This window comes from Mycolicibacterium anyangense, assembly GCF_010731855.1.
Classification (GTDB): Bacteria; Actinomycetota; Actinomycetes; order Mycobacteriales; family Mycobacteriaceae; genus Mycobacterium; species Mycobacterium anyangense.
In genome coordinates, this window is sequence record NZ_AP022620.1 from 478,904 (window position 1) to 490,243 (window position 11,340).

Sequence of the window (11,340 nt, forward strand, 5' to 3'; positions counted from 1 at the left end):
GATTCCTCGGCACGAGGCCGCCGATACCCGCTGGCGGAGAGAGGATTTCAGGCTTCCTGCGGTGCGGGCACCAGTCTCTGATCGAACTGCGCGGCCAGCAGCCCGATATCCCAGTAGTCGCGGTGACTGGTCAGCTTGCCATCGGCGTCGTATCGGCACGCCGCGATGCCCGTGACGGAGAAGTCTCTGCCCGTGGCGTCGATGTATGCGCCGCCCGGCAGTCGTAGTGGACCGCCGATCGAACCGCTCCAGGTCCACTCGTAGTAAGCACGGCCGTCGGACACCGCGGGTTCGCGGAACACGATCAGCGAATCGGGGGAGAACTTGAGCATCCACCGGTGGAATCGCTGGATCCCGTCACGGCCCGCGTAGGTCGCGTCCATCGCCACGTCGGTGTAACTGCCCTGCTCGGCGAAGAACTCACAGAGCAGCTCGGGGTCGGTGGTCCAGGCATCGCCGTATGCTGCCGCGAAGCCCGGATCGGCCGGATGGGGTGTCTGCGCTGACATGGCACTCCTTGAGGAGACGGGTTTCACGAGGGCATGGCGACCACGGGTTGTGATCGGGGGTGGTGATCACGGCATGGTGTAGCCGCCGCTGACCGAGATCATCTGGCCGGTCACCTGGCTTGCCGCGCGTGCCGAGGAGAACCACAGCACGGCTCGCGCCACGTCGACCGCGGTGGTCAGGGTTCGGGTCGGGGTGTCCTTGAGCATGAAGTCAATCTGCTTGGGGTTGAACACTTCGTCCTCGCCGACAGCCCACAGGCTCGATGCGCCGACAGCGTCGGGACTCTCCGGCATCACCAGGCCCGGGCAGACGATGTTGGAACGGATGCCGTGCCGGCCGTGCTCGCGCGCCGTGGTGCGGGCGAAAGCCACCATGGCCGCCTTGGAGGCGCCATAGATGCCTTGACGGATCTGCCCGAACGCGGCGTCGCTGGCGATGAAGACCAGCGCTCCGACGCCGGCTTCCTTCATCGGCCCGATGGCGGCCTGGGTCATGGCGACCGCGCTGAAGAAGTTCACCTCGATGGTGCGCCGCCACTTGTCGCGGTCGGTATCGGTGGCCACGAATCCCGGGACGCTCCAGCCCGCGTTGTTGACCACGACGTCCACGCCGCCCCAGTTGTCGAGCGCGGTACCGATGGTCTTCTCGGCGCCTCCCGCAACGGTGAGATCGGCGATGGCCAGTTCGACCGCGCCGGCCCCGAGCCGGAGAGCTTCCTCGCGCACCTTGGTGGCCTGGGGTTCGTCGATGTCGTTCAGGACGATTCGCGCACCTTCGGCCGCGAATTCGTGGACGATGCCGCGGCCGATGTTGGACGCGCCGCCGGTGACGATGACGCGGGCGTTGGCCAGTCCGAGATCCATGGTGATCCTTCCTCGTCGGGGCTCCTTGTCCCGCTCGACCCCAGTGATTTAACCTAGATTAGAAATATCGATTAGATTTGTCTACGAGCAACGGTGCGAGGGAGTCCAGGATGGAAAAGCTGCTGCACGACAAGGTGGCAGTTGTCACCGGTGCCGCGCAGGGAATCGGTCTGGAAATCGCCCGAACCCTCCATCATCACGGCGCCCGGGTGGTGCTCGCCGACCTCGACGAAGAAGCGACCGTACGGGCTGCCGAGCAGATCGGCGGCCCGGCGGGCGGATGCAGCGGCGCAGTCTGCAACGTGACCTCCGAAGAGCAGATGCAGGCGTTGGTGGCCGACACCGTCGACACCTACGGACGCCTCGACCTGTTCGTCAACAACGCCGGCATCACCCGGGATGCTTCGCTGAAGAAGATGCAGGTGTCCGATTTCGACGCCGTCATCACCGTGCACCTGCGGGGCACCTGGCTGGGTATCCGGGAAGCCAGTGCGGTCATGCGGGAACAGAAGTCCGGCAGCATCGTGAACATCTCCTCGCTGTCGGGTAAGGCGGGTAACCCCGGCCAGACCAACTACAGCGCGGCCAAGGCGGGCATCGTCGGACTCACCAAGGCCGCGGCGAAAGAGGTCGCCCACCACAACGTGCGCATCAATGCCGTGCAACCCGGCCTGATCCGCACCCCGATGACGGCAGCCATGCCGCCGGAGATCTTCGCCCAGCGCGAGGCCGACGTGCCGATGAAGCGGGCGGGTGAACCGAGCGAGGTCGCCGGTGCCGTGGTGTTCCTGGGCTCGGAGCTATCGAGCTACATCACCGGAACAGTCATCGAGGTTGGCGGCGGGAGGTACATGTGAGTCCCGTCCTGACCGAGATCACGGGCGCGATCGGGCGGATCACGCTCAATCGTCCGGACAAGATGAACGCCATCAGTGTCGATCTCGCCGAGGCGCTCGGCGCGGCGATCGATGAGCTGGGCCACCGCGACGACCTCAACGTCATCGTGATCCGCGGCGCGGCAGGCAACTTCTGCGCGGGCGGCGACTTCGACGAGGTGCAGCGGTTGCGAGCAGCCGGTCCGGATCAGCTGCGGATCCTGTTCACGGCGTTCAAGGCGGCCTGCGCCGCGGTCAGTCGTACCGACATCCCGGTCGTCGCCGCGGTGCAGGGCGTCGCCGCTGCCGGTGGCTTCGAACTGATGCAAGCCGTCGACATCGTCCTAGTGTCCGAGTCGGCACGCATCGCCGACAACCACATCAACTTCGGGATGATCCCCGGCGGCGGCAGTACCGCGCGGTTGCCCCGCATCGTCGGTCGCCAGCAGGCGCTGACCGTGCTGCTCTCCGGCGACAAGCTGCGCGGCCCGGACGCCCTGCGGCTGGGGCTGGCCCAACAGTGCTATCCCGGCGAGGAATTCGACGAGTCGGTGGAGGCCTTCCTGCAGCGGCTCGCCAGTCGCGACCGCTCCGCGGTGACCGCCATCAAGCGTCTGGTCAACACCGGACTCGACAACGACCTGCAGACCGCCATCGACGACGAGACCGATGCCGTGGTCGCCCGGATCTGCGGCGACGCCGGTCAGGCCGGGGTGTCGGCATTCAAGAACAGAGAGGCCACCGCATGACCGTGACCACCGAGCCTGCCGTATTGCGCGAGGTGGCGCCCAACGGCGTCGCCAGCATCCGGCTGAACCGCCCCGAGACCTCCAACGGGCTCAACGTCGAGACGCTCAAGGCGCTGCACGACGCCGTGCTGACCTGCCACGCCGACCCTGAGGTGAAGGTGGTCGTCCTGACCGGGGCGGGACGCAACTTCTGCGCCGGCGGCGACGTGAAGACCTTCGAGTCCAAGGGCGAGAAGCTCCCGGACTATCTGCGGGAAGCCACCGCATGGTTGCAGCTCGCGACGTCCGCACTCATCCAGTTGCGTGTCCCGGTCGTCACCGCGGTGCAGGGCTTCGCCGCCGGGGGCGGCGGGCTCGGCCTGGTCTGCGCATCCGACATCGTGGTCGCCGCGCAGTCGGCCAAGTTCTTCTCCGGCGCGGTCCGGGTCGGCATGGCGCCGGATGGCGGATCCTCGGTGACGCTGGCCCAATTGGTGGGCTTGCGCCAGGCGCTGCGGATCCTGCTGACCAACCCGACCATCACCGCCGACGAGGCGGTCGGCATCGGTCTGATCACCGAAGTCGTGGCCGATGAGGATCTGCAGACTCGCGTCCAGACAATCGCCACCGAGCTGTCGGCGATGCCCACCCGCGCGTTGTCGGCGACCAAACGCCTGGTGTGGTCGGGGGTGGGCGCCTCCATCGAGGAACGGCTGCCCGAGGAGTCCCGCACCGTCTCGGAGCTCTCCGGAACCGAGGACGCCCTGGAAGGTCTGCGCGCGGTCATCGAGCGCCGCCCGGCGAAGTTCACCGGCCGATGAACGTCCTCATCGACGACGACGGCGCGGTCCGGACGATCACGCTCCATCGACCGCAGGTCCGCAACGCGATCGACATCCCGCTGCGGCTGGAATTGGCCGATGCGCTCGAGGCGGCCGACGCCGACGACTCGGTGCGAGTCATCATTCTCACCGGCTCCGGGTCGACGTTCTGTTCCGGCGGTGACATCTCGACGATGCGGGTGATGGGCGAGACCGAGGCCATGGAACGCGCGCAGCTCGCGCAGCGGGTGATCCGGGCTATCTGGAATACCCCGAAGCCCGTCATCGCGGCGGTCGAGGGGGCCGCGTTCGGCGCCGGTGCGGCACTGGCGGCAGCCTGTGATCGGGTGATCGCGGGTCGTGATACCCGGTTTGCCACCACGTTCACCAATGTCGGGCTGGCCGGCGATATGGGCACCTTCGCCTCGCTTCCCCGCCGGGTGGGCGTGGCGCGGACTCGCCAGATGCTGCTGCTTCCCGAACCGTTCACCGCCGAGGCGGCCGAGCAGTGGGGCCTCGTCGATGCCACCACCGAACCGGGCGGTGCGCTTGCGGCGGCTCGCGCGGACGCGGCACGACTCGCTGCCGGGCCCGCCCAGGCCTACGCAACGATCAAGGCCTTGTTGGCACTGACGCCCACACTGCCCCCGCTCGAGGTTCTCGACATCGAGGCGGCCCATCAGGCAAAGCTTTTCGGCAGTAGCGACTTCGCTGAAGGTGTCGCTGCTTTCGCCGAGAAACGTCGACCGTCCTTTCGCACACGACAAGGAGTACGCGGATGACCTCAGTCATCGATCCCTCAGCTGGCACCGGTAGCCGATTCGACCGGCTGATCCAGCCGAACAGGGTGCATGGCAGCCTCTACACCAGCTCCGACATCTTCGCCGAGGAACTGGAGAAGATCTGGTACCGCACCTGGGTGTTCGTCGGCCACGAGAGCGAGGTCGCCCACCCCAACGACTACGTGCGCAAGAAACTCGGTACCCAGGACGTCATCATGACCCGCGACCGCGACGGCGAGTTGCATCTGCTGCTCAACCGGTGCGCCCACCGTGGCAGTCAGGTCTGCGACGACGCCAAGGGCAACTCGAGCACCTTCCGGTGCCCCTACCACGGCTGGACGTTCCGGAACACCGGCGACCTCGTCGGCTTCCCGTTCTTCAAGGGCTACGGTGAGCGCAAGCTCGACATGCCGATGGGTCGGGTGCCCCGGGTCGACACCTACGGTGGCTTCGTCTTCGGCAGCTTCGCCACCGATGGACCGTCCTTGGTGGAGCATCTCGGTGCCGCTGCCGGCGAGATCGACCGGTTGACCCGGCTGTCGCCGGAGGGCAAGGTCGAGCTGACTGCCGGATGGTTGCAGCACAAGACGCGCGCCAACTGGAAACTGGTCGCCGAGAACGAAACTGACGGCTACCACCCGCAATTCGTCCACGGCTCGATCTTCGGGGTCACCGGCAGCACCATCGCCCCGCTCTACAGCGACAGTTCCACCGCTGTGACCCGTGACCTCGGCAACGGCCACAGTGAGAACGACCTGCGTCCGGAGTTCCGCAAGTTCGCCCAGCCGATGCGCTGGTTCGGCACGACCGAATCCCGGGTGCCGGACTATGTGGCGGCGATGCGCGCCAAGCACGGTGCCGAGGCCGAGCAGATCCTCGTCGAGGGTGCTCCGCACGTGATGATCTTCCCCAATCTGTTCATCGCCGAGATCCAGGTGATCTGCTTCCAGCCCGTTGCCGCCGACGAGTGCACGCAGTACGCAACCGCCGTCCAGCTGGCCGGTGCCCCGGAACTCAACCGGCGCATGGTGTCTCAGTGCATCGGTTCGGTCGGGCCGGCCGGGATGCTGCTCGCCGACGACACCGAGATGTACGAGCGCAATCAGGAAGGCATCGCGGCACGAAACCCGGAGTGGCTCGACGTGCGCCGGGGACTGAATCGGGAAACCGTCGATGACAACGGCTTCACGATCGGCACCAACACCGACGAGACCGGTATGCGCGCCTTCTGGTCGCAGTACAAGTCGCTGATGGAAAAGGACTGAGCACGTGACAACCTCGATCAGCGAGTCCGCTGAATCCACTTGTATCCCAGCCGAGTTCGATCGCTTCGCCGTCGAGCAGTTCCTGTATCGGGAAGCGCGGCTGGCCGACGAGAACGACTACGACGCCTGGGAGGCGTTGTGGACCGACGATGCCCTGTACTGGGTACCCGCCGACGTCAAGGATTACGACCCGCTGCGTCAGATGTCGGTGATCTATGACAACCGCAGCCGCATCTCGACCCGGCTCAAGCAGGTCCTCACAGGTCGCCGTTACGCGCAGGCGCCGGCCTCGGTACTGCGCCGGCTCATCTCGAACATCGAATTCCTCGGTGCGCGGCCGAATTCCGAAGGTTCGGCGGACCTGGAAGTCGGGGCGAACTTCATCGCAGTCGAATCCCGAGCGCGGGGCAACCATGTGTGGGCCGGCCGGACCACCTATCGGTTGCGCCTTGTCGGCGGTGAGCTCCGACTGGCCTACAAGAAGGTGCAGCTCGTCGATGCGGACAAGGCGATCCCGTCGCTGAGTTTCCTGATCTGAGGCGGTGATGGGAATCGAATTCGACGATTCGGCAGCGGCGGCCATCCCGGGTGTCGGAGCAGTGATCGGGAGCGAGTTCGCCGAGGTGGCGGTCAGTGTCGACACCGAGGCGAATTCGCCGCGCCTGCGGGTCGAGGATCTGCGCACCGGCCGGGTGCGCTTCCTGGACGCCCTGGAGCTGGAGACCATCGTGTGGTTGTCCGAGGAGAAGCTGACCGCGTTGCTCGATCCGTCGGCCGATCGTTGGCGGGGTGACCGATGAGGCGCGCAGCGATCGTGGCCCCGGTCCGGACCCCGGTCGGCACGTTCGGTGGCAGTCTGCGACCTTTACGCGCCGAGGATCTGGCCGCCCGGGTGCTCACCGCGCTGGTCGACCGCAGCGGGGTTGATCCCGAGGTCATCGAGGACGTCGTGATGGCCCAGTCCTACTCCAACTCCGAGGCGCCGTGCATCGGGCGTTGGGCCGCGCTGCACGCTGGGCTTCCGATCACCGTGTCCGGCTTGCAGATCGACCGCCGCTGTGGCGGTGGACTGCAGGCGGTGATCACCGCGGCGATGACGGTGCAGACCGGCGCGGCCGATGTCGTCATTGCCGGTGGGGTGGAATCGATGAGCAACATCGAGCACTACACCACTACCGCACGGTGGGGGGCGCGGTCGGGGAACCAGATGCTCTACGACCGGTTGGACCGCGGCCGGCAGATGTCGCAACCGGTGTGGCGGTTCGGCGAGATCAGCGGAATGATCGAGACCGCCGAGAATCTGGCCGCCGACTACGGCATCGACCGGGCCGCCGCCGACGAATTCGCTGCCCGCAGCCACCGACTGGCCGCCGCCGCGCAGAGCGCGGGCCGGTTCGACGAGGAGATGATCGCCGTCGAGGTGCCGGTCCGGCGCGGCGATCCGGTGCAGGTCGGCAAGGACGAGGGCGTTCGCCCCGATACCACCGTGGAGAGCCTGGCACGCCTGCGCACCGTCCAGGCCGGCGGAACCGTGACGGCCGGTAACTCCAGCCAGCAGAATGACGCTGCCGCAGCATGTTTGGTGGTCGCCGAAGACCGCCTCGACGAGTTGGGCCTGGAACCGATCGGCTTCCTGGAGGGCTGGGCGGCGGTCGGCTGCGAGCCCTCCCGGATGGGGATCGGACCGGTGGGCGCGGTGCAGAAACTGTTCGCGCGCAACGGCCTGACGTTCGACCAGATGGATCTCATCGAGATCAACGAGGCGTTCGCCGTCCAGGTCCTCGCGGTCCTCGCCGGCTGGGGTCTGACCATGGACGATGTCGAGGATCGGCTCAACGTCAACGGCTCGGGCATCTCGCTCGGACATCCGATCGGGGCCACCGGTGTGCGCATCCTGGCCACGATGATGTACGAGTTGCGCCGGCGCGGTGGGGGATTGGCGCTCGAGACTATGTGCATCGGCGGCGGACAAGGCATTGCCGCCGTGTTCAGGAGCGCGTCGTGACCTACGGCGTGCTCGGATATGCGAGCTACCTGCCCCGGCACCGGCTCGCCGCGGCCGATATCGGATTGCGGCGCGGCGATCGGGTGGTGGCGTCCTACGACGAGGACTCGACCACCATGGCGGTCAGTGCCGCCGGCCAGATCGTCGATCCGGCAACCCCCGTGGCGGCGCTGTATTTGGCGACGACCACACCGGCCTATGCCGACAAGACCAACGCCTGTGCGGTGCATGCCGCGCTCGGGCTGCCCCCGGGCGTATTGGCGGCCGATCTCGGCGGCACCGCCCGCAGCACTGTCGCCGGCCTGCGCGCCGCCGCCCTGACCGGGGGTGTGGTGGTGGCCGCCGACGTCCGGGTGGGTAAGCCCGGATCGGCGGATGAGAAGAGCGCTGGCGACGGTGCGGCCGCCCTGCTCTTCGGTGAGGGCGAACCCATCGCGGAGTTGCTGGCAGCCACCTCCATCACGGCGGAGTTCCTCGACCGCTGGCGGGATCCGTTGTCGCCCACCGGTGACCAGTGGGAGGAGCGGTTCGGCGCCGAGCGCTACAGCGCACTGATCCGTCAGGCAGCCCGCGAGGTGCTCGACGCCGCAGGGGTGGCCGATGCCGATCACGTGGTGGTCACCTGCCCGAACTCCGCCATCATCAAGCGCGCCGCCACCCTGGTCAAGGGCCAGAAGTCGGTGGCCAGCTCACCTGTCGGACATACCGGTGCGGCCGATCCCTTGATCGCGTTGGCCGGAGCCTTCGACACCGCAGGCGCCGGTGAGACGGTGCTGCTCCTGTCGGCTGTCGACGGTTGCGATGCGGTGTTGTTCCGCACCACCGCGGCCCTGCCCGGCGCCCGCCAGGACGTCGCACTGGCGGTGCAGCGGGAGACCGGTGCGGCGGTGCCGCATCTGACGTACCTGTCGTGGCGTGGTCTGGTCACGCTCGAGTCGCCCCGGCGGCCGGAGCCCGACCGCGCGGCGGCGCCGCCGGCGGCCCGCGCCGAGCGCTGGAAGTTCGGCTTCACCGGAACACGCTGCAACAACTGTGGTTTCACCCACCTTCCGCCGACGCGGGTGTGCCGGTCATGCCGTTCGATCGACGATATGAGCGACATCGCTGTCGCCCGGCTCGCCGGCACCGTCGTCACCTACACGGTAGATCGGTTGGCGTTCTCCCCGTCACCACCGATGGTGCAGGCCGTGATCGACATCGACGGCGGCGGCCGGTGCACCCTGGAGGTCGCCGACGCCCGTCCGGCGGACCTCGCGGTCGGCAGCCGGGTGCGGTTCTCATTCCGGCGGCTGTTCACCGCGGGTGGCATTCACGATTACTTCTGGAAGGCGGTGCAGGAGGATGCCGAGTAACGGGATCGCCGGCAAGGTCGCGGTCGTGGCCATGGGCTGCAGCGCATTCGGCGAACGGTGGAACGCCTCCACCGACGACCTCATCCTCGAGGCCTACCAGGAGTGCCTGGCATCGGTACCCACCGTCGACCGATCCGATGTGGACGCCTACTGGCTGGGGACGCTGAGCTCCGGCCTCGGCGGGCTCACGCTGAGCCGGGCGATCGGCAGCGATGACAAGCCGGTGACCCGGGTGGAGAACTTCTGTGCCACCGGTTCCGAGGCGTTCCGCAACGCCTGCTACGCGGTGGCGGCCGGGGCCTACGACATCGTGATGGCCGTCGGCGTGGAAAAACTCAAGGACTCCGGCTATTCGGGTCTGCTGCGGCAGGATCCCCCCGGTGACGGCACGGCGCCAGAGATCTCGATGACCGCACCGGCGGCGTTCTCACTGCTCGACCCGGCCTACTGTGACCGCTATGGTGTGCACCCCGACGAGATGCGTGCGGCGATGACGCACGTGGCGTGGAAGAATCACGACAACGGCACCCGCAATCCCAAAGCCCAATTCCGTTCACCGGTGGCGCGCGAGACCATCGAGAATGCGCCGAAGGTAGCGGGGCGGCTCGGTGTCTTCGACTGCTCGGGAGTCTCCGACGGCGCGGCGTGCGCACTGATCGTTTCCGCCGAGCGTGCCCATGAGTTCACCGATACCCCGATGTACGTGCAGGGTCTGTCGCTGGTGGCGGGTTCGGCTCGGGGCTACATGGACTCGGCCTACGACTACACCACATTCCCCGAAGTCGTGAAGGCGGCCAAGGACGCCTACGCGCAAGCCGGTATCGACCGGCCCGCCGAACAGCTGTCCTTGGCCGAGGTGCACGACTGCTTCACCCCGACCGAGATCGTGCTGATGGAGGACTTGGGCTTCGCCGAAACCGGACAGGCCTGGAAAGACGTTCTCGGTGGCGATTTCGACGCCGACGGTCGCCTGCCGGTCAACCCCGACGGCGGATTGAAGTCATTCGGGCACCCGGTCGGGGCCAGCGGACTGCGCATGCTCTACGAGGCCTGGCTGCAGTTCCGCGGGGAGGCCGGCCCGCGTCAACTCGACGACCCGCACACCGCGCTGACGCACAACCTCGGCGGACGCCCGGGCGGTTGCGTGTCCTTCGTGTCAGTGGTGTCCAAGCAACAACAGCGCCGCAGCTGAGCGGCAGGGATCGAGCCAATCGGTCCACCCACATAACAGTCCGATTCCCATCCGGGAAACGTGAAACAAAGGAGTAGCAGTGCCGGGTCTGGAAGACAAAGTCGTCATCGTGACGGGCGCCGGGGGCGGCCTGGGCCGTACCTACGCCCACTTCCTGGCGGCCAACGGCGCGCTGGTGGTCGTCAACGACCTCGGCGGTGCCCGAGACGGGTCGGGCGCCGGAACTCAGGCGGCCGACACCGTGGTCGCCGAGATTCGCAGCGCCGGTGGCCGGGCGGTGGCCAACTACGATTCGGTCGCCGAGGAGAGCGGCGCCGAGGCGATCGTGGCGACCGCACTCAACGAGTTCGGTGCCGTCCACGGTGTGGTCAGCAACGCCGGCATCCTGCGTGACGGTGCCTTCCACAAGATGACGCCGGAGAGCTGGGACGCCGTGCAGAAGGTGCACCTCTACGGCGGCTACAACGTGATCCGCGCCGCCTGGCCGCACTTCCGTGAGCAGAGCTTCGGCCGCATCGTCGTCGCCACCTCGACCAGTGGTCTGTACGGGAACTTCGGTCAGGCGAACTACGGCGCGGCCAAGGCCGGTCTGGTCGGCCTGATCAACACCCTGGCCATCGAGGGCGCGAAGTACTCGATCACCGCCAATGCCATCGCGCCGCTGGCCGCCACCCGGATGACCGCCGACATCGCACCGCAGGAGCTGCTGGACAAGCTCGACCCCGAGCTGGTGGCGCCCGCCGTCGGCTACCTGATGTCGGAGGAGAACACCGACACCGCATCGGTTTTCGTCGTCGGCGGCGGTCTGGTGCAGCGTGTCGCTCAGTTCCAGAACGAGGGCGTCACCTTCACCAAGCCCCCGACCCTGGCCGAGATCGGTACGCAGTGGTCGCAGATCAGCGACATGACCGGCGCGACACTCGGCCGCAACCCGGTCTGAGTATCCA

13 protein-coding genes are annotated in these 11,340 nt (G+C 67.4%); 11 read left to right on the plus strand and 2 right to left on the minus strand.

Annotated features, from left to right (window positions below; all coding sequences use genetic code 11):
* Window positions 1–47: 47 nt before the first annotated feature.
* Both G6N35_RS02210 and G6N35_RS02215 read right to left on the minus strand, forming a co-directional pair.
* A complete protein-coding gene (locus G6N35_RS02210) occupies window positions 48–509 on the minus strand; it encodes a nuclear transport factor 2 family protein (RefSeq protein ID WP_163802760.1) in 462 nt (153 codons plus the stop codon).
* 66 nt (window positions 510–575) lie between these two features.
* Entirely contained in the window at window positions 576–1,373 is a 798-nt protein-coding gene (locus G6N35_RS02215; RefSeq protein WP_163802761.1) for an SDR family NAD(P)-dependent oxidoreductase, read from the minus strand.
* Window positions 1,374–1,483: 110 nt separating this feature from the next.
* Between G6N35_RS02215 and fabG the strand changes: the two genes are divergently transcribed.
* From fabG to G6N35_RS02270, 11 genes are all read left to right on the plus strand, one after another.
* Window positions 1,484–2,230: a 3-oxoacyl-ACP reductase FabG gene (gene fabG, locus G6N35_RS02220; protein WP_163802762.1), complete on the plus strand. Its 747-nt coding sequence runs from the start codon at window positions 1,484–1,486 to the stop codon at window positions 2,228–2,230.
* Entirely contained in the window at window positions 2,227–2,997 is a 771-nt protein-coding gene (locus G6N35_RS02225) for an enoyl-CoA hydratase/isomerase family protein (RefSeq protein WP_163802763.1), read from the plus strand. The genes fabG and G6N35_RS02225 overlap by 4 nt, the downstream gene beginning before the upstream one ends.
* The gene (locus G6N35_RS02230) at window positions 2,994–3,797 is read left to right on the plus strand and encodes an enoyl-CoA hydratase/isomerase family protein (protein WP_163802764.1); all 804 of its coding nucleotides are present in this window, start codon (window positions 2,994–2,996) and stop codon (window positions 3,795–3,797) included. Before G6N35_RS02225 ends, G6N35_RS02230 begins: the two co-directional genes overlap by 4 nt.
* Window positions 3,794–4,579 (plus strand): enoyl-CoA hydratase/isomerase family protein, encoded by a 786-nt coding sequence (locus G6N35_RS02235; protein ID WP_163802765.1) that lies wholly within the window; start codon window positions 3,794–3,796, stop codon window positions 4,577–4,579. Before G6N35_RS02230 ends, G6N35_RS02235 begins: the two co-directional genes overlap by 4 nt.
* Window positions 4,576–5,844: an aromatic ring-hydroxylating oxygenase subunit alpha gene (locus G6N35_RS02240; RefSeq protein WP_163802766.1), complete on the plus strand. Its 1,269-nt coding sequence runs from the start codon at window positions 4,576–4,578 to the stop codon at window positions 5,842–5,844. Before G6N35_RS02235 ends, G6N35_RS02240 begins: the two co-directional genes overlap by 4 nt.
* A gap of 4 nt (window positions 5,845–5,848) precedes the next feature.
* Entirely contained in the window at window positions 5,849–6,382 is a 534-nt protein-coding gene (locus tag G6N35_RS02245; protein WP_163802767.1) for an aromatic-ring-hydroxylating dioxygenase subunit beta, read from the plus strand.
* A gap of 7 nt (window positions 6,383–6,389) precedes the next feature.
* The gene (locus tag G6N35_RS02250) at window positions 6,390–6,644 is read left to right on the plus strand and encodes a hypothetical protein (protein WP_163802768.1); all 255 of its coding nucleotides are present in this window, start codon (window positions 6,390–6,392) and stop codon (window positions 6,642–6,644) included.
* Window positions 6,641–7,849, plus strand: coding sequence for an acetyl-CoA C-acetyltransferase (locus tag G6N35_RS02255; RefSeq protein WP_163802769.1), 1,209 nt, complete (start codon window positions 6,641–6,643; stop codon window positions 7,847–7,849). Before G6N35_RS02250 ends, G6N35_RS02255 begins: the two co-directional genes overlap by 4 nt.
* Window positions 7,846–9,201, plus strand: coding sequence for an OB-fold domain-containing protein (locus G6N35_RS02260; RefSeq protein ID WP_163802770.1), 1,356 nt, complete (start codon window positions 7,846–7,848; stop codon window positions 9,199–9,201). Before G6N35_RS02255 ends, G6N35_RS02260 begins: the two co-directional genes overlap by 4 nt.
* On the plus strand, window positions 9,191–10,393 hold the full coding sequence (locus tag G6N35_RS02265; RefSeq protein WP_163802771.1) for an acetyl-CoA acetyltransferase: 1,203 nt from the start codon (window positions 9,191–9,193) through the stop codon (window positions 10,391–10,393). The genes G6N35_RS02260 and G6N35_RS02265 overlap by 11 nt, the downstream gene beginning before the upstream one ends.
* Window positions 10,394–10,472: 79 nt before the next feature.
* Window positions 10,473–11,333, plus strand: a complete 861-nt coding sequence (locus G6N35_RS02270; RefSeq protein WP_163802772.1) for an SDR family oxidoreductase — start codon at window positions 10,473–10,475, stop codon at window positions 11,331–11,333.
* The last annotated feature ends 7 nt before the right edge of the window (window positions 11,334–11,340 follow it).